This window comes from Urbifossiella limnaea (assembly GCF_007747215.1).
Taxonomy (GTDB): domain Bacteria; phylum Planctomycetota; class Planctomycetia; order Gemmatales; family Gemmataceae; genus Urbifossiella; species Urbifossiella limnaea.
The window spans coordinates 2,679,895-2,698,331 of record NZ_CP036273.1; the positions used below are offsets into that span (position 1 = coordinate 2,679,895).

Here is an 18,437-nt window from a genome sequence, read left to right on the forward strand (position 1 = left end):
CGCGATGCTGCTCACCTTTCTCCTCGTGCTCGTCGGCCTGTTCGCGCTGCTGTGGGGCGTCACCGCCGTCGCGCAGGCGTACGTCTACCAGCAGCCGACCGACCGGCTGCCGGCGAAGGCCGCGGTCGCGGCCCTGATTGTAAGCGGGTACGTCATCTTCTGGGTCGCGCTCGACCGCAAGAGCCCCGGGAAGTACGACGACTTCCTGGCCTTCGCCGGGTACACGACCACCACGTTCGACGAGTTCGACGCCGTCCGCTGGGAGGCGGACCCGGCCGTGCGGAACAAGGCCGAGTTCAAGAAGGACGCGGCCGGAAAGCCGGCCGAGACGGTCACCCACTTCAAGCGGGTCGGCAAGTCGCCGCCGCGGTTCGCCGACGAGAAGACGGGCAAGGACTTCGTCCTGTCCGACGGCGGCACGCTGACCGCGGCGGTGGTGCTGAAGCCCGACCTGCAAGGGCCGGCGGTGCGGTTCAACGCCGGGTTCAAGGAGGACGCCCGCGGCAAGACCTACTTCCCGAAGGGGAACGACGGCCGCCGGTTCGTGGAGGAGAACGGCAGCCGGTACGTGTCGCTGGACCAACCCGGCGTCGTGTACATCCCGTCGGCGACGACGGTGTTCCTGGCGATCCTCATCAACCTCGGCATGTTCGCGGCGTGGTACGTGGCGTTCTGGCCGGTACTGCGGTTCGGCGCCGGGTTGGCCGCTCTGCTGACGCTGGCGTTCGCCATCTTCACGATCTTCGTGGTGATGCCGGTACTGTTCAAACCCGGCCGCGCGCCAAAGCCCGTCGAGGAAGCCGTCGCGCGGGTAGAGCCGGCGGCACACGCCGGCCTCTCGCCGTGTCGCGCATGATCGACACCCACGCACACCTGTTCGACGACCGGTTCGCGGCCGACCTGCCCGCGGTCCTCGGCCGCGCCGCGGCCGCCGGCGTCGAGCGCGTCGTCTGCCTCGGTATCGACGCTGAAACGAGCCGCGCCGCCGTCCGCATCTCCGAGGCGCACCCACTCGTGGTCGCGGCCGTCGGCATCCAGCCGAACCACACCGCGGAGGCCGACCCCTGCGACTGGGACGAGGTGGTCCGCCTCGCGGAGTCGGAGCCGAGCGTGGCGGCGATCGGCGAGACGGGCCTGGACCGCTACTGGGACCGGGCGCCGTTTGCGCTGCAGGAAGACTACTTCGCCCGCCACATCGATCTCGCCCGGCGACTCGGCAGGGCGTTCGTCATCCACTGCCGCGAGGCCGAGGCCGACGTGGTAAAGGTACTCCGCGCCGAGTACGACCGGCACGGCCCGGTCCGCGCCGTGATGCACTCGTTCAGCGGCGACGCGGCCACCGCCCGCGCCTGCCTCGACATGGGGCTGTACGTGTCGTTCGCTGGCATGGTGACGTACAAGACGGCACAGCAACTCCTCGACGTGGCGGCCGGGGTGCCGCTCGACCGCTTGCTGATCGAGACGGACGCCCCCTACCTGGCCCCGGTGCCGCACCGCGGCCAGCGGAACGAGCCGGGGTACGTCGTCCACACGGCGGCGTGCCTCGCGGAGGTGAAGGGCGTGCCCGTCGGCGTCATCGACGAGCACACGACGCGGAACGCCCGGGCGCTGTTCGGGCTCGGCTGAGTCAGTCGAAGTTTACCGGGGCGGCGTCCGACTTGTGGCAGAGCCGCTGGAACTGCACCGGGTCCACGGTGTAGCGGATGATGCGGACGGACCCGTCTCCGAGCAGTGCGTTCATGCCCCCGACGTGGGCGGAGCCGAAGCGATAATACTCGTCGTCCGGCACGCCGGCGTCGCGGCGGTCCTGGGCCGGCGTCCACCCGCCGGTGCCGTTCGTGCGGCTGCCGCGGATGATGTCGGCGTCGATCCCGGGGCCGGCCCACGACTCGTTGTCGGCGCAGCACGTCTTGTCCAGGTTCACGATCTTCTCGCCGACGAACAGCACGTTCGACAGGCCGTCGCGGACCGCCGAGAAGCGGATGACGCCGGGGTACGTCGGGGTGCTGAGGCCGTCGCGGCTGAGGACGATCGGGCCGGTGCAGTTCCGGGTCGGCCGGGCGTTCGGGTTCGTGCCGCCGTTGCCGGCGTAGTCGCTCTTGGCGCTGGATCCGACGACCCGCGGGCCGCTCCGGCTCGGGCAGCCGTACACGGCCAGCGGCGTGACCCGAATCGTCGCCACGCTGGTGACGCGGGTGAGCGGCTCCTGCTCGACGAACTGCAGGATCTCGTACGTCCACCCGAAGTCGAGCCGGTTGACGGCCGGGTTGTTGCCGACGCCGCCGTCGCTGCCGGCGGTGGGAACGAAGCCGGCGGTGTCGTGGTAGGCGTGGAAGGCGATGCCGATCTGCTTGAGGTTGTTGGCGCACTTCGCCCGGGCCGCCGCCTCGCGGACCTTCTGGACGGCGGGGAGCAGCAGCCCGATGAGGATGGCGATGATGGCGATCACCACCAGCAACTCGATGAGCGTGAACGCACGCGGCGCGCGGGACATGGGCGGGCTCCGACAGGAGAATGCGAGTGCGAGACGTGTTCTCCCCGAATCCTAACGTCTACCGCGAGCCGCCCGCCAGCGCGTTTCCGCCCCAGGTGCGCAGGTTCACGGCTTCCGTGCGTCCCGCGAAGCCGGCGAGGGCGCGGGTGAAGTAGCCGTCCACCCAGCCACGCGCCGCGGCTTCGTCCCACGGTGTGCCTGGGGGAACGTCCACAGACTTCAGCAGGAGTAGCTGGTCGGCACGAACCGCGCGTGCAACCCACGCCGCCAGCGAGTCGGTAGTTACCTCCCAACTGTGTGGCAGCGGGACGGGGTACGAGCGGCAGTAGGTCGTTACGTCAAAGACGCTGACGCGGTCGCCCGTCGCCGTGAGGCTGTCCGTCAGACCGGCGCCAAGAAGTTCACTGAGAAACATGGCCGCCGGCCACAGCGAATCGATCGCCAGCCAGTGAGCTTGCTCCTCGGTAAAGCCGTGCACGCGGTGCAGCATCCTAACGGCGTCCGCGAACCCGCCGCCGCCCGAGACGACGAGCACCGGGGCGGGGTCGAGCGCGGCGACGAACGCCCGCAGCGCCGGGCCGAGGCCGGGCCAGTCGTACAGGCTGCCGCCGACCTTCACGACGATCACGCCCGCCCCTCCGCCGCCAGCACCGCGACCGCGTAGGCCGGCGCGCACGCCGACACCGTCGGGCCGAGTTCGTCGTTCAGTGAGACGGTGCGTTCGATTGGTGCTCCTCCAAATACGCGATCGATCACCTGTCGCGCAAGGAATTCACCCGTGCCCGAAACGATCGCTGTCCGTAACTCGGGTGCCTGCTGCTGGTCGTAGTACACCCCCCGTGCTGCGTCCGCGAGTTGCCCGCGGAGGCGATCGTGGACACGGGTGGCGAAGTGAATCAGGTGGTCGTCGCCGAGTTCCTCGCGGTCCGCCCCCAGCACATGGGCCAGTCGGGTCAGGGCGTGCTCAACCGTGAGCGGTCTACCGTTCGCAGTATCCGTGTCGTGTTCGTTCTCGGGCAACAAACCGAGTACGACGTACACGTCTGCCGTGGTGGCGAAAAGTTCCGCACACACGCGATCGGGGTAGACGGCAAACACCGGGGTGCGCCGCACCCCCGCGTACACGAGCTCCCGTACCTGAAGGCGGGTCCAATCGGTCAGCCCGTAAGTGGACGGCAGCCCGCTGTCGAGCGGGATCAGGTCGCTCGTCGTGCTTCCAATGTCAATCAGGATGCCGCCGTGGTACGGGGCGAAGCGGCCGGCGAACGTCGCCAGCGCGTGCCAGTTCGCGGCGGCGACCGTCAGGTGATTCGCGCGTGATTCCGAGATCGTGTGAAACGCCCCGTCCGTGCCCCACACCCGCACCGGCCGGCCGGCCGCGGCGTGTTCGGTTGCGTCGAGGATGGCGTTCACGCCCTGCCGCTTCGTCTCGAAGCAGTCGCAGAGCTCGCCGGTCATCGTCACCGCTAGCTCGGCGGCGTCCGGGAATTGCGCCACCAGCTCGGCGAGAGCGGCCGGGAGCCTGTCCGGTTGCTTCCACAGGGCGAACGGCACCGACGCGGCCCGGCCGTCGGCCGTCGCCGCCTTGAGGTTCGCCCCGCCGATGTCGAGTCCTAAAATGCCCGCTGTGCCCATCGGGGCAGGATATTCCGCCGACCGGCCCGCGAAAGACCCCATGCCCCGCTACCTCGTCGGCATCGACCTCGGCACCACCAACTCGGCCGTCGCCTACGTCGATTCGCAAGCCCGCAACACCGGCGGCCCGAAGCTCCACACGTTCAACGTCGCCCAGGTCGTCGCTGCCGGGCAGGTGCAGGACCGGCCGCTGCTGCCGTCGTTTCTCTACCTGCCGGGGCCGCACGACCTCGCCCCCGGGGCCATTGACCTGCCGTGGAAGGAAAGCCCCGGCGAGGTCGTCGGCGTGTTCGCCCGCAACCATGGAGCGAAGATTCCCGGTCGGCTCGTCAGCAGCGCGAAGTCGTGGCTGTGCCACCCCGGTGTGGATCGCACCGCGCCGCTGCTGCCGTGGGCCGCCCCGCCGGACGTGCCGCGGCTGTCGCCGCTGGAAGTGTCGGCGCGCTACCTCCGGCACGTCGTCGAGGCGTGGAACGCGGCGCACCACAAGCCCGACGACAAGCTCGAGGAACAGTCGGTCGTCATCACCGTCCCGGCGTCGTTCGACGACGTGGCCCGCAACCTGACCGCCGACGCGGCGAAGCAGGCCGGGCTGAAGCACGTCACGCTGCTGGAGGAGCCGCAGGCCGCGTTCTACGCCTGGCTCGGCACGCACTCGGCGCAAGAGGCCGGGATGCTGAAGCCGGGCATGCGCTGCGTCGTCGTGGACGTCGGCGGCGGTACCAGCGACTTCAGCCTGATCCGGGCGACGGAGGAGCACGGCGAGTTCGGCTTCGTCCGCGACGCGGTGGGCGACCACCTGCTGCTCGGCGGCGACAACATGGACCTGGCGCTGGCGAAGGCGGTGGAGGGGAAGCTCCCCGGCGGCAAGCTCGACGCGGCGCAGTTCGGCGCGCTCGTGCAGGCGTGCCGGGCCGCGAAGGAAGTGCTACTCGCGGACGACCCCCCTCCCACGTACCCGGTCACGGTGGTGGGGAAGGGCCGATCCGTTGTCGGCGGCACGGTGTCGGTGAACGTGACGGCGGCGGACGTTCTCGCGGCCATCGCCGACGGCTTCTTCCCCGCGGTGCCGGCCGACGCCGAACCCGCACGCGGCGCCCGCGTCGGCTTGCAGGAGATGGGCCTGCCGTACGTCGCCGACCCGGCGGTGACGCGGCACCTGGCCTCGTTCCTGCGGCAGCAACCCGGGGAAAGCACGACGGTGGACGCCATCCTGTTCAACGGCGGCGTCTTCCAGCCCAAGGTGCTGCAAGACCGCGTCGTCGAGGTGATGCGGCCGTGGTTCGAGGCGCCGGGCCGCGAGTGGAAGCCGCTCATCCTGACCAGCCCGTCACTCGACTTGGCGGTGGCGTGGGGCGCGGCGTACTTCGCGTGGCTGAAGCATTCGGGTGGCAAGCGCATCGGCGGCGGCATCCCGCGCAGCTATTACGTCGGCGTCGAGGGGGCGCCGGCCGAGGGCGGGAAGCTGTCCGTGCTCTGTGTGGTGCCGCGGCGGTTGCAGGAAGGTGAGGAGGTGCGGCTGCCGCAGCCCGAGCTCGAACTGGCGCTCGGCGAGCCGGTGCTGTTCCCGCTGTACACCTCGACCGTGCGCGGCGACGACCCGCCCGGCGCGGTGCTGAGCCTGCCGCCAGAATCGCTGCTGCAACTCCCGCCACTCCACACCGTGCTGCGCGGCGGGAAGCGCGCCGGGTCGAAGCGCGTGCCGGTGACGCTGGCCGCGAAGTGTACCGAGATCGGCACGCTGGAACTGTACTGCGTGTCCCGCGACGGGAACCGCTGGCGGCTCGAATTCAACGTCCGCGACGTCCTCCGCGAGCCGACCGCGGCCGGCGAACCGGACGACGACGGCCCCTCCGGCGTCGTGGACGTGTTCCCCGAGGAGAAGGTGCAGGCGGCGGGCGGCGCGGTCGCGGCGACGTTCGCGGAAAGCGCGGCGCCGGCCGAGCTGCCGAAGCTCCTGGAGGCGGCGCTGGAGTCGCCGCGGGGCGACTGGCCGACCGGCTTGATCCGCCGCCTGTGGGGCTTCCTGGAGGAACACGCCGCCGGCCGCGGGCGGTCGCCGCAGCACCTGGGGCGGTGGTACAACCTCGTCGGCTTCTGCCTCCGCCCGGGGTTCGGCGACCCGGTCGACCGCTACCGCGTCGAGGCGCTGTGGAAGCTCATCACGGCCGCGGCCAGTGCCCCCGCCGGGCCGAAGAAGGCCGCCGTGCCCGAGGGCGGGGCCGACTACTGGATCATGTGGCGGCGCGTCAGCGGCGGGTTGAACACGGCCCTGCAACAGGCACTCTTCGCGCGGCTGCGGCCGGCGCTGTTGCCGACGAAGGGTAAGGCGTACAGCAAGCCGCCGGCGAACGAGTTCGCCGAGATGTGGCGCGCCGCGGCGAGCCTGGAGCGGCTCGATTCCAAGACGAAGGAGCACCTCGCGGCGGCACTGTTGCGCGAAGTGAAGAAGTCGCCGGTGCCGGTGTACGCCTTCTGGAGCCTGACGCGGCTCGGGGCGCGGGTGCAGCTGTACGGCCCGCTCAACACGCTGGTTCACCCCGAGGTCGTGGAGGGGTGGATCGACCAGCTGCTGGAGTTCGAGCCGGGCAACGACAACGAGCGGAACGGCTGGCTGTTCGCGCTGTCCCAACTCGCCCGCCGCAGCGGCCTCCGCGCCGTGGACGTGTCGGACACGACCCGCGAGCGCGTGCTCACGATACTGCGGGGCAACTTCGGCCCGAAGGCATGGCGGGAGATGGTCGAGGAAGTAACCCGCAACGACGGCGACGAGCAGGCCCGGCTGTTCGGCGAGTCGCTGCCGATCGGGTTGCGGCTTGCGGGCGGTTAGCGCCGCTCGTAGTAGTTCCCCGGCAGCCGCCGCACGAGGCGCTTCAACTCCAGCTGCATCAGCGCCTTCGCCAGCTCGCCCGCGCCGAGCCCGGTGTCGCGGCTCAGCTCGTCGGCGTGCCGCTTCGACGCGAGTTGGTCCCACAGCGCCTGCTGCGCCGGATCCAGGTTCGTCGGCGCGGCCGGCGGCGGGTCCGGGAACAGCGTCGGCTGGGGCGCTGCCCGCGGCTTCCATTCCAGCGGTGCGAGGCCGTTCAGGTCGTCGAGGACGTCGGCGGCGGTGCGAACGAGCCGGGCGCCCTTGCGGATCAGTTCGAGGCACCCGGCGCTGGCCGGGCTGTCGGTCGGCCCGGGCACCGCGAACACCTCCTTCCCCTGCTCCAGGGCGTGCTCCACGGTGATGAGAGCCCCGCTCTTGACGTTCGCCTCCACGACCACGACGCCGCGGCTCAGCCCGCTGATGATGCGGTTCCGCGCCGGGAACATCCCCGGCTGCGGGGCCACCGTCATCGGCGTTTCCGTCATCAGCGCGCCCGCCGCCGCGACCTGGTCCGCGAGTTCGGTGTGCTCCGGCGGGTAGATGCTCGCCAGCCCGCCGGCCAGTACCGCGATGGTCCGGCCGCCGCCTTCGAGGGCGCCGCGGTGGGCCGCGCCGTCGATGCCGCGCGCCAGGCCCGAAACGACCGTGATGCCGGCCCGCGCCAGCCCGCGCGCGATGTCCGCGGCAACCTTCTTGCCGTAGGCGGTACACCCCCGCGAGCCGACGATGCCGACAGCGGTCGCGTCGGCTTCGGCCCACGCCCCGCGAACGTACAGCAGCGGCGGCGCGGTCGTCAGCGGCACCAGCGGCGGCGGGTAGTCGGGGAAGCCCAGCGGGACGGGCGTCACACCGAAGGACGCGATCAACTCCAGCTCGCGCTTCAGGTCCACGGCCCGCAGCGCGGCGGCCAGTTCGGAGGCGGTCTTGTCGCCGATGTGAGGGATGGTGCGCAGCTGAGCGGCGGTGGCCTGCCGGGCCGCGGCTGCGGAGCCGAATCGTTCCAGGAGGGCGGCGGTGAGTTTCGGCCCGAGGCCGGGAACCAGAGCGAGTGCGAGGTGGTCGCGGACGGCGTCGGGTACGGGCGGCATCTCGCGATCGTACCCGGCCGGCGGGCGGCTGTCAGCGGGCTTCCGATTTGAAATCGGCGGCGGCGGCGAGTGAGCCGGTTATTGTCCGCCGTCGTCGGACCCGGACGGCGGCTCGGCGCCGGGCGGCGCGAGCTTCATCCCGCGCCGCGCCAGCGCCTGCCGCAGCAGGAACTCGATCTGCCCGTTCAGGCTCCGCAGGTCGTCCTCGGCCCACTTCTGAACCGCGGCCAGCACCGCCGGATCGACCCGCAACAGGAACGCCTTCTTCGCCACGGCTGCACCCCCGGCTCAGGTGTACAGGGTGCCGGTGTTCAGCACCGGCTGCGGCGTGCTGTGGCCGCACAGCACCACCAGCAGGTTGCTCACCATCGCCGCCCGCCGCTCGCCGTCCAGCTCGACCACCTTCGACTGCTCCAACTGCTCCAGCGCGTGCTGCACGATACCGACGGCCCCGGCCACGATCTGCGCCCGCGCCGCCACGATCGCCCCGGCCTGCTGCCGCTGCAACATCGCGGCCGCGATCTCCGGGGCATACGCCAGGTAGCTGATCCGCGCCTCGATCATCTCCACCCCGGCCGGGGCCATCCGCGCCTGGATGTCCTGCTTCAGCTGCAGCGCCACCTCCTCGATGTGGCCGCGGAGCGAGTGCGACGCCTCCGCCGGGGCGTCGTAGTAGTAGCGGCTCGCCAGCGCCCGCAGGGCCGCGTCCGCCTGCGTCTCGACGTAGCCCTCGTAGCTGTCCACGTTGAACACCGCGCCGGCCGCGTTCGTCACCTTCCACACCACCACCGCGGCGATCTCGATCGGCGTACCGTCGGCGTCGTTCACCTTCAGCGGCTGCCGCCGCTGCGTCGCGGCCGCGGTCACGTTCCCGGAGGCGTCCTTCTTCTCCTCGGTCCGCTGCACGCCGGTCTCGAACGTCCGCACCCGCAGGCTCACCCGCGTCCGCCAGTAGAACGGGTTGCCGTAAAAGAACCCGACCTCCCGGATGGTGCCGACGTAGGTGCCGAACAGTTGCACGACGCGGGCCTGGTTCGGCCCGTTCACGACGAACCCGAACAGGCTCACGAGCCACATCAAACCCAGCGGCACGATGACCCAGATCAGCAGCGGCTCCCGCCACTTGGCCGCCAGCGCGATCAGCCCGATGATGCCGCCCAGCAGCGCGAGCACCCAGGCCAGCCCCATCCATCCCGACCCCAGCCGAAGTTCGCGGTCGTCCACGACGCATCCCCCTGATTGCGGAGTGATATCATATTGAAATCTTACCCGCTGCTGTGGTGTTCGTCCTGCACTCGGCCGCATTTTCGGAAACGGCCCGGAATCGAACGGGGTGGCAGGGCCGGTTTCTGATACCCGGTAAAAGCGCACCGGCGTTATAATCGCCCGAGGGTTTCCTCCCTGCCGCTATCGTTCGCGTCGTCCCGGGATTCCGGGTGTTTCCCTACCTGGCGGGGCGGGGTCTGTAAGGGTTACGCCCATGTCCGCCAGGTGCCCCCACTGCGGGGCCGGGCTCGCGCCCAAAGACTTGAAGCCCGGCCGCTATGCCCCCAAGTGCCTGAAGTGTCAGACGGCGTTCGTCCTCCACGTCCAGTGGGCGACGTACCCCGACGCCGCCGCGATGGCCGTCGCCCAGGACCCGCCGCTCGTACCCGTTAAGGCGACCGACCCCACCACCACCGGCGCGTTCACCGAGCCGGAAGCCGTGAGCCCGGCGGCCCGCCAACCCTCGAAGTCGGTCGTCGTCGGTGGCGCGATGCCGAGCCCGGGTGCGACCGGCGACTTCACCGAGCCCGACGGCCCCCGCGAGATGTCACCGCCCGCCGGCGTGGCGGAGCGCACCGGCGAATTCACCGACTCGCCCGAAACCGGCGGCGCGACCGGCGAGTTCACGGAGGCCGACGCCCCGGCAGCGCGCGGCGTTCCCGACCGGACCGACGCCCTGGCCACCGGCGACTTCACGGCCGCGCCCGGGGGTACGGACAACGTCGACTTCAGCGTCGGCCCGAAGCCGGTGCTGACGCCGAAGGTGAAGCCGAAGCTGATCGCGGCCAAGTCCGGAGACGCCAGCGAGGTCCTCGGTGACGCCGACGCGCCGGCCCGCCTCGGCGGCTACGAGGTGCTGCGGGTACTCGGCAGGGGCGGGATGGGAGCCGTGCTCCTGGGCCGGCAGATCTCGCTCGACCGCAAGGTGGCGCTCAAAGTGATGCACCCGAAAGTGGCGCAGAACCCCAGCTTTGTGGCCCGGTTCACCCGCGAGGCGTACGCCGCGGCCCAGCTGACGCACCACAACGTCGTGCAGGTCTACGACATCGGCGAGGACCGTGGGCGGCACTTCTTCAGCATGGAGTTCGTCAACGGCCAGTCGCTCGGCGAGCGGCTCAAGGAGGAGGGGAAACTCTCGCCGGAGGCCGCGGTCGGCCTAATCCTGCAGGCGGCGCGCGGGCTGCGGTACGGGCACAAGCAGGGGATGGTCCACCGCGACATCAAGCCCGACAACCTGATGGTGAACGACGAGGGCGTCGTGAAGGTGGCCGACCTGGGCCTCGTAAAGCTGAGCAGCGGCGACGTTCCGTCACAGGCCGGGTCGCCGGCCGGCGACGACGACGACGACGGCATCACCCAACTCACCCACGCCGGCGCCGTGATGGGTACCCCGGCGTACATGGCGCCGGAGCAGGGGAAGGACAGCGGCACCGTGGACCAGCGGGCCGACGTGTACTCGCTCGGCTGTACCCTCTACGTGCTGCTCACCGGCAAGCCTCCGTTCGAGGGCAAGACGGCGCTCGAGATCATCACCAAGCACCAGACGCAGGCAGTGGTCCCGCCCGAGGTGGTGGTGAAGCGCGTGCCGAAGGCGCTGAGCGCGATCCTGCTGAAGATGATGGCGAAGAAGCCGGCGGACCGCTACGCCTCGATGGACGAGGTGGTCGCCGCTCTGGAAGGCTTCCTCGGCGTCGAGCGAGGCGGCACGTTTAATCCGAAGGAGTCCCAGGCCGACGAACTGGAGAAGTTCTGCTGCCAGTACAACGTCCGCGGCAAGGGGAAGCTCAAGGCCGTCGCCGCACTGGCGTTCGCGGCGGCGTGCGGCCTCGGCGTCGTCGGCGCGGGCCTGGCCGGGATGCCGGGGCTCGCAGGCGGCATCCTCGGGTTGCTGGTGATGACGCCGCTGGCGTACTTCGTCACGCACGGGGTACTGTGCGGCAACGTCGTGTTCACCCGCGCCCGGGTGCTCGTGTTCGGCATGGGCTTCACCGACTGGCTGATGGTGGTCGGCGGCGGGCTGCTGTTCCTGGCGACGCTCTACCTGTTCGGCCTGTTGTGGAGCTGGATCGCCTTCGCGGTCGCGGCGGCGGCGCTGGCGGCGGGGCTGTGGTACGCCGCCGACCGGGCGGCCGCGACGGCCCAGAAGGAGCCGCTGGACGACGCCCGCAGCCTGTTACGGTCGCTGCGGCTGCAGGGGCTCGACGAGGAGGCGCTGCGGCAGTTCGTGTGCAAGTACGCCGGGCCGAACTGGGAGCCGTTTTACGAGGGGTTGTTCGGGTACGAGGCGAAGTTGGCCGCGCGGGCGTACCGCAAGGGCGACACCGGCGAGCCGTGGACGAAGCAGGGCACCTGGCGCGAGCCGGTGGTACAGGCGCTCGACGCCCGGCTCGAAGCCCGGCGGCTGGCGCGGGAGCGGAAGCACTTGCAGCGGATCGAGGCGAAGGCCCTGGAGGCCGAGGGCGTGAGCAAGGCCGAGGCGAAGGCCAAGGCGGCGGAGCTGGCCGAGGGGATGGTGGAGCAGGCGGCCGAGGCGACGCAGGCCCGCAAGGAAGGGAAGGAGGTCAGCGTCCGCGAGATGGTCGCCGCCGCGAAGGAGCGCCGCCGGCCGAACCCGGGCAAGAACATCGCCGGCAAGCCCCTCCGGAGTATGGGGCCGAAGTACTTCCTCAACGCGGTGCTGGGCCAGCGGACGCGGTTCGTGCTGGGCGCCGCGGTGTTCGCCGCCGGCCTGCTGTGGATGAGCCAGAACGGCCTGCTGAGCAAGGACAACAACGTCCTGCAGAAGCTGACGGCGTTCGACTTCGCGGGGGCCGGCACGGCGCTGGACAAGGCGGCCGGGAAGCCGCTGCAGTTGGTCGGGTTGCCGGCCGAGCTGGTGAAGCCGCTGAGCGGCTACCCGGCGCCCGTGACTGGGTTCCTGTTGATGATGACGGGGGTCGTTTGCTTCGGCTGGCGGCCGAGCGCGGCGGCGCTACCGGGCGCGGCGCTGGCACTGCTCGGGCCGTCGCTGCTACACGGCGCGGGCGTCGAACTGCCGATCAGCCCGGAGGCGGTGTGTCTGGCCGCGGGGGCGGTACTGATCGCCGTCGGCGGGTGGTTGCTGCGGAGTTAGCACACGGGACGCCCGGGGACGGCGGTCCCGGGGGCTTTCCACCCCCGCGCCCGCTTTCGCCGCCGCGGTGGTATAATCCGGTAGACACGTCCCCGGAGCCGGCCCCATGTCGCAGGCGATCGTCGACCCCGGCGAACTCCGCCGGTTTGCAGCGAACCTGAAGCGGTTCAACGCCGACCTGCAGGCCGACTCGGCCGGCCTTCACAGCCAGCTCGTCGCCCTCGGCGACTCGTGGCGCGACCAGGAACACGAGCGCTTCAAGCAGGAGTTCGAGGAAGTCGTCCGGACCCTGGAGCGCTTCCTCGACCTGTCCGGCGAGTACATCCCGTTTCTCCTCCGCAAGGCCGAGCGGATCGAGGAATACCTGTCGCAGCGGTAACGCACCATGTCCGCGGACGTGAGATCGATCGCCGCGCTGCGCGACTGGTACGCCGCCCTCGCCGGCTACGGCGAGAGCCTGGCCGAGTCGCTGGCCGGCGTCGAACTGGAGCTCCGCCGGGGCTTCGACTGGCTCGACGAGCAACTCGGCCGCTGGCAGAAGGCGGTCCGCGACTGCGAGGACGAGGTGGTACAGGCGAAGGCCGAGCTGTCGGCCCGCAAGTTCACCGGCTGGGACGGCCGCGAGCCGGACACGACCGTTCAGGAGCGGGCGCTGCGTCGGGCGAAGGCGCGGCTCGAATACGCCGAGGATCAGGTGCGGGTCGTACGGTCGTGGATCGGCCGGCTGCCGAAGCTGATCGACGAGATGTACCGCGGCCCGGCGAACCGTCTCGGCGGGTTCCTCGAAGCCGACCTGCCGCGCGGCCTCGCCGCCCTCGGCCGGCAGGTCGAGACGCTGGAGACGTACGCGGGCCTGCGGACCGACTTCGCCCCCGCCGCCGCCCCGCCGGCACCCCCGCCCCCGCCGCCGGAGGCCGCCCCGTGAGGTTCGGCACCACCCGCAGCCAGGTGTACGACGCCCAGAAGACGGCGCAGGCCCACTGGCTCGCCGTCACCGACGACTGGAACGACGCCGCCCGCCGCGACCACGACGACACCGTGGTGTCACCACTGGACGCCGGCGTGAGCGAGGCGCTGCGGGCGATCGACCAGCTGAGCGTGCTGTTCACCCAGATTCGCGGCGAGTGCGAGTACCCGGGGAACCTGTGAGCCCTTCACCATCACCCGACGAGGGCACGGTCGTCCTCCCGGCCGCCGCCGCCCTCCGCTCCGCCGCGGCGGCCGACGCCACGCCCGCCGTGGCCGTGCCCGGGTTCGAGCTACTGGAGGTGCTCAGCCATGGCGGCATGGGCGTCGTCTACCGCGCCCGCGAGACGGCCCTGGACCGCGTCGTGGCGCTGAAGATGATCGCCCCGGCGGCGCTGGCCATGCCGGACGTGCGCGAGCGGTTCGAGCGCGAGGCCCGCGCCGCCGCCCGGCTCCAGCACCCGAACGTCGTCGCCCTGTACCACACCGGGCTCGACGCCCCCTGCCCGTTCCTCGTGCTGGAGTACGTGCCCGGGTTCGACCTCGTGCGACTGGTGCGCGAGCGCGGCTCGCTGCCGTGGCGGGAGGCCGTGGAGTACGCCCGCCTGGCAGCCCAAGGGCTGCGGCACGTCCACGAGTGCGGCCTCGTCCACCGCGACGTGAAGCCATCGAACGTCATGGTCGTCCCCGCCGACGGCGCGGGGCCGGCGAGCGTCAAGCTCCTCGACCTCGGGGTGGCCCGCCTGGTGCTTCCGGCCTCGCACCCGTCCGACTCCGCCCTGACGGAAGCGGGCGTGTTCCTCGGCACGCCGGAGTACGTGGCCCCGGAGCAGGCCGAAGACCCGCGCCGGGCCGACGCCCGGTCCGACCTCTACGGCCTCGGGGCCACGCTGTACTTCCTGCTCAGCGGGGCGCCGCCGTTCTCCGGGCAGACGCCGCTCGAGGCCGTCCGCCGCGCCGCCACCGACCCGCGCCCGTCGCTCCGCGGCCGCCGGCCGGACGTGCCCGCGGCGCTGGACGTCGTCGTCCGCCGCCTCCTCGCCGCCGACCCGGCCCGGCGGTTCGCGTCGGCCGCGGACGTGGCCGACGCGCTGGGCCGCGTCCTCCGGGGCGAGCCGCTGCCGCCGGAACTGTCCGACCCGACCGCCGTCCATCGCCCCACGGGAACCTCCCGCATGGCCGCGAACCAGTACGACCGTTTACGTACGGCGCTGGCCCGCCTGGCCGACGCCGCGAAGGCCCGCGCCGCCGCCGAGGCCGCCGCCGCCGCCGCGTTCCGCGAGGCGAGCGACCGTGCCGACCGCGAACTCGGCCGGGCCAAGAAGTCGCTCGCCGCCGCCCGCGAGAAGGAACAGGCGGCCATCGAGGAGAACTACACCCTCGCCGTCACCGACCTGAACGGGCGGGCCGACGCCGAGCTGTACGCGGCCACCCGCACCCGCGACGAGCGGCTCACGTCGCTGTCGCTGCGGTACACTTCCGCGGAGCAGAAGGGGCGGACCGAGTACCAGGACAAGCTGTGGGCGCTCGACTCCGTGCTCGAGGGTTCGCTGAAGCGGGCGGCCGATCAGAAGGAGTCGCTCGGTCGAAAGGCCGCCGCCGCGGAGGAGCAGGTGGCCGGCCTGTGGGCCGAGGCCGGGCCGCTGGTCGAGAAGGCCGGCACCTCCCGCGAGGCGGTGAGCGGCGCGGCCGCCGCCGCGGCGACCGACGACGACCCCATCACCCGCGTGCAGAAGGCCATCGCCGCCGCCGAAGACGCGATCGGGACGCTGCGGAAGGACGCGGGCGGCAAGTTGTTCGTCCTACTCGGCAGCACCCGGCGCCGGCTGCTCGCCGAGGCCGAGGCCGTGGGCGCGCGGCTCGGCGAGGCGGAGGCAGCGGTCGCCGAGTTGAAGCGGTTCGCAGCCGCCGAGTACGCCGCGGAGACCGAACGGGCGCGCGAGAAGCACGCCCGGAAGCGCCGCGAGGCACAGGAGCACTACGAACCGCTGCTCGCCACGCAGAAGGAGCAGTACGAGGCGGAGCGGGCGCGGATCGGCGCGGAGTTCGAGGCGGCCGCGACCGCGGTCCGGAGCAAGCGCGGCGTCGAGGGCGCGACGACGGAGAGCGACTACAAGCAAGGCCGCCGCCTCTCCGCGGCGCGGAATAAGGCCGAGCTGAAGGCGGCCGAGGAGACGCACGAGGACAAGATCGGCTACGCGACCGAGGCCCGCGACGCCGCGTGGGAACGGCTGTCGGCCGCGTGGCACGGCATCGCCGTCGAAGCGACGACGACGCTGATCGCCCTCCGCGCCGAGGCCGCCGCCGACTTCCCCGACTGGGCGACGGTCGCCGGCGGGCGTGCGCTGCCCACGACGGTCCCCGGCGGCATCCGCTACGGCGTCATGGCCGTGGACCCGCACCTGCTCCCCGACGGCGTCTCGGCCGACGCCCGGCTCGCGCCGCCCCCCGACCTCGCGGGACCGACGCCGGCGTTCCTGCCGTTCCCCGACCGCTGCTCCGTCGTGCTGAAGGCCCGCGACGACGGCCGCGCCGCGGCGGTCGCGGCGCTCCAGGCGATGATGCTGCGGTTCCTCACCGGCCTGCCGCCGGGAAAGGTGCGCTTCACCATCGTCGATCCCGTCGGCCTCGGCGACAACTTCGCGTCGTTCATGCACCTCGCCGACCACGACGAGAAGCTGGTGACCGGCCGCATCTGGACCGAGCCGCGCGAGATCGAGGCGCGGCTGACGGACCTGACGGACCACGTCGCCAGCGTGATCCAGAAGTACCTGCGGAACCAGTACAAGAGCATCGAGGAGTACAACCGCGTGGCCGGCGAGGTGGCCGAGCCGTACCGCGTGCTCGTGGTCGCCAACTTCCCCGCGAACTTCAGCCCCGAGGCGGCGAAGCGGCTCGTGAGCATCGCGCAGAGCGGCCCGTCGTGCGGCGTGTGCGTGCTCGTCGGCGTGGACGCGCGGGCGGCCATGCCGCGCGATTTTGTGCTGTCCGACCTGGAGGCGCCGAGCCTCGTGCTGAACTGGAAGGACGGCCGGTTCAGCCCCAAGGAGCCGGCCCTCGCCCCGTTCCCGCTGACGGTGGACGCCCCGCCCGACGCCGCGACGGTGGCCCAACTGGTGCGCCGCGTCGGGCAGGCGAGCAAGGACGCGGTCCGCGTCGAGGTGCCGTTCGAGTACATCGCCCCGAAGCCGGACGAGGTGTGGACGAAGAGTGCGGCGAAGGGCTTTGACGTGCCCGTCGGCCGGGCCGGGGCGACGCGCCGGCAGGCGTTCGTGCTCGGCCGCGGCACCGCGCAGCACGCGCTCGTCGCCGGCAAGACGGGCTCCGGCAAGTCCACGCTGCTGCACGCCCTCATCACGAACCTGGCGCTCAACTATAGCCCGGACGAGGCCGAACTGTACCTCATCGACTTCAAGGAGGGGGTCGAGTTCCAGTGGTACGCGACGTACCAGCTGCCGCACGCCCGGGTCGTGGCCATCCAGAGCGAGCGCGAGTTCGGGCTGAGCGTGCTCCAGCGGCTCGACGGCATCCTCCGCGAGCGCGGCGAGCGCTTCCGCGACGCGGGCGTGAACGACCTCGCCGGCTACCGCGAGTTCTTGAAGGGGCAGGCGACGTGCCCGCGAATCCTGCTCGTGGTCGACGAGTTCCAGCAGTTCTTCGTCGAGGACGACAAGCTGGCCCAGGAGGCGGCACTGCTCCTCGACCGGCTCGTCCGCCAGGGCCGCGCGTTCGGGTTGCACGTGCTGCTCGGCTCGCAGACGCTGGGCGGTGCGTACTCGCTGGCGCGGAGCACCATCGACCAGATGGCCGTCCGCGTCGCACTCCAGTGCTCGGACGCCGACGCTCAGCTGATCCTCAGCAAGGACAACAACGCCGCCCGGCTGCTGAGCCGGCCCGGCGAGGCGATCTACAACGACCAGAACGGGCTCGTCGAGGGGAACGACCCGTTCCAGGTGGTGTGGCTGTCGGAGGAGAAGCGCGAGAGCGTGTTGCGCGAGCTGGGCCGGCGCGCGGCCGGGAAGTACCCGCCGCCGCTGGTGTTCGAGGGGAACAGCGACGCCGACCCGGCCCGCAACCCGGCCCTGGCCCGCGTGCTGGCCGCCGAGACGTGGGCGGAGCCGAAGGCCCCCGCGGCGTGGCTCGGCGACCCGGTGGCGATCAAGGAGCCGACCGTCGCCGTGTTCCGCCCCCAAGGGTCGGCGAACCTGTTGCTGATCGGCCAGAACGAAGACGCCGCCCGCGGCCTGTTCGCCGCCGCGCTGCTGGGGCTCGCGGGGCAGATCGCGCCGGCCGGCACACCCGTCTTCACCCTGCTCGACGGCACGCCGGACGACGCCGACGACGCCGAGACGCTGCGCCGGCTCGCCGCGAAGGTGCCCGGTCACGCCCGCGCCCCGGACCGCCCCGCGCTGCCGGCGGCGATCGCCGAACTCGCCGCGGAGGTGGAGCGGCGAGCGAAGGGGGAGGGCGGCCGCGCCCCGCGGTTCCTGTTCGTGTTCGGCGTCCACCGGTTCCGCGAGTTGCGGAAGGCCGAAGACGATTACTCGTTCAGCCGCCGCGGCGCCGAGCGCGAGCCGAGCCCGGCCGAGCGGTTCGCCGCGCTGCTGAAGGACGGCCCCGGCGTCGGCGTTCACGTGGTGGCGTGGTGCGACTCGTTGACGAACCTGAACCGCGCGTTCGACCGGTCGCTGCTCCGCGAGTTCGGGATGCGGGTGCTGTTCCAGATGAGCCCGACCGACAGTAGCACGCTGATGGACAGCCCGGCGGCGTCGCGGCTCGGCCGGCACCGGGCGCTGTTCCTCCAGGAAGAACAGGAGCGGCCGGAGAAGTTCCGCCCGTACGGCGTACCCGAGGCCGGGTGGGTCGACGCGGCTGTGGTTGCCGTCGGGAAGAAGAAATAACCACAGAGTCACAGCGGGCGCAGCGAGAAGGCAGAGGACCGAGACAATGCAGGGCTCGGACCAACGTCTTTTTTCGGCTTTGTGTCTTCTCTCTGCGCCCTCTGTG

14 protein-coding genes are annotated in these 18,437 nt (G+C 71.6%); 8 read left to right on the forward strand and 6 right to left on the reverse strand.

Translation table 11 applies throughout. The annotated features are described in order from the left end of the window. Nucleotides 1–4 precede the first annotated feature (4 nt). Both ETAA1_RS10815 and ETAA1_RS10820 read left to right on the forward strand, forming a co-directional pair. Entirely contained in the window at nucleotides 5–856 is an 852-nt protein-coding gene (locus ETAA1_RS10815; protein ID WP_145237491.1) for a hypothetical protein, read from the forward strand. Beyond that, entirely contained in the window at nucleotides 853–1,626 is a 774-nt protein-coding gene (locus tag ETAA1_RS10820; protein WP_145237494.1) for a TatD family hydrolase, read from the forward strand. Before ETAA1_RS10815 ends, ETAA1_RS10820 begins: the two co-directional genes overlap by 4 nt. A gap of 1 nt (nucleotide 1,627) precedes the next feature. On the opposite strand, the gene ETAA1_RS10825 is transcribed toward ETAA1_RS10820, so the two are convergent. The 3 genes from ETAA1_RS10825 to ETAA1_RS10835 are packed head-to-tail and all read right to left on the reverse strand — an operon-like array spanning nucleotide 1,628 to nucleotide 4,129. Continuing rightward, entirely contained in the window at nucleotides 1,628–2,494 is an 867-nt protein-coding gene (locus ETAA1_RS10825; RefSeq protein WP_145237496.1) for a DUF1559 family PulG-like putative transporter, read from the reverse strand. A gap of 58 nt (nucleotides 2,495–2,552) precedes the next feature. Next, nucleotides 2,553–3,122, reverse strand: a complete 570-nt coding sequence (locus tag ETAA1_RS10830; RefSeq protein ID WP_145237499.1) for an amino acid kinase family protein — start codon at nucleotides 3,120–3,122, stop codon at nucleotides 2,553–2,555. Further along, nucleotides 3,119–4,129, reverse strand: a complete 1,011-nt coding sequence (locus tag ETAA1_RS10835) for a hydantoinase/oxoprolinase family protein (RefSeq protein ID WP_202920819.1) — start codon at nucleotides 4,127–4,129, stop codon at nucleotides 3,119–3,121. The genes ETAA1_RS10830 and ETAA1_RS10835 overlap by 4 nt, the downstream gene beginning before the upstream one ends. A 40-nt stretch (nucleotides 4,130–4,169) precedes the next feature. Here ETAA1_RS10835 and ETAA1_RS10840 point away from each other — a divergent pair, with 40 nt between their 5' ends. Beyond that, a complete protein-coding gene (locus ETAA1_RS10840; RefSeq protein WP_145237505.1) occupies nucleotides 4,170–6,959 on the forward strand; it encodes a hsp70 family protein in 2,790 nt (929 codons plus the stop codon). On the opposite strand, the gene dprA is transcribed toward ETAA1_RS10840, so the two are convergent. The 3 genes from dprA to ETAA1_RS10855 form a co-directional block, all read right to left on the reverse strand. Further along, a complete protein-coding gene (gene dprA / locus ETAA1_RS10845) occupies nucleotides 6,956–8,086 on the reverse strand; it encodes a DNA-processing protein DprA (RefSeq protein WP_145237508.1) in 1,131 nt (376 codons plus the stop codon). The two genes, ETAA1_RS10840 and dprA, sit on opposite strands and share 4 nt — an antisense overlap. Nucleotides 8,087–8,164: 78 nt before the next feature. Continuing rightward, nucleotides 8,165–8,359, reverse strand: coding sequence for a hypothetical protein (locus ETAA1_RS10850; RefSeq protein ID WP_145237511.1), 195 nt, complete (start codon nucleotides 8,357–8,359; stop codon nucleotides 8,165–8,167). Nucleotides 8,360–8,374: 15 nt separating this feature from the next. Beyond that, nucleotides 8,375–9,310 (reverse strand): SPFH domain-containing protein, encoded by a 936-nt coding sequence (locus ETAA1_RS10855; RefSeq protein ID WP_202920820.1) that lies wholly within the window; start codon nucleotides 9,308–9,310, stop codon nucleotides 8,375–8,377. A gap of 256 nt (nucleotides 9,311–9,566) precedes the next feature. On the opposite strand from ETAA1_RS10855, the gene ETAA1_RS10860 reads away from it, so the two are divergent. From ETAA1_RS10860 to ETAA1_RS10880, 5 genes are all read left to right on the forward strand, one after another. Next, complete coding sequence (locus ETAA1_RS10860) at nucleotides 9,567–12,464, forward strand: serine/threonine-protein kinase (protein ID WP_145237517.1); 2,898 nt, start codon at nucleotides 9,567–9,569, stop codon at nucleotides 12,462–12,464. A 106-nt stretch (nucleotides 12,465–12,570) separates the two neighbouring features. Next, complete coding sequence (locus tag ETAA1_RS10865) at nucleotides 12,571–12,843, forward strand: WXG100 family type VII secretion target (protein ID WP_145237520.1); 273 nt, start codon at nucleotides 12,571–12,573, stop codon at nucleotides 12,841–12,843. A gap of 6 nt (nucleotides 12,844–12,849) precedes the next feature. Further along, nucleotides 12,850–13,389, forward strand: coding sequence for a hypothetical protein (locus tag ETAA1_RS10870; protein ID WP_145237523.1), 540 nt, complete (start codon nucleotides 12,850–12,852; stop codon nucleotides 13,387–13,389). Beyond that, nucleotides 13,386–13,613 (forward strand): hypothetical protein, encoded by a 228-nt coding sequence (locus ETAA1_RS10875; protein ID WP_145237526.1) that lies wholly within the window; start codon nucleotides 13,386–13,388, stop codon nucleotides 13,611–13,613. The genes ETAA1_RS10870 and ETAA1_RS10875 overlap by 4 nt, the downstream gene beginning before the upstream one ends. Next, the gene (locus ETAA1_RS10880) at nucleotides 13,610–18,331 is read left to right on the forward strand and encodes a protein kinase domain-containing protein (protein ID WP_145237529.1); all 4,722 of its coding nucleotides are present in this window, start codon (nucleotides 13,610–13,612) and stop codon (nucleotides 18,329–18,331) included. The genes ETAA1_RS10875 and ETAA1_RS10880 overlap by 4 nt, the downstream gene beginning before the upstream one ends. The last annotated feature ends 106 nt before the right edge of the window (nucleotides 18,332–18,437 follow it).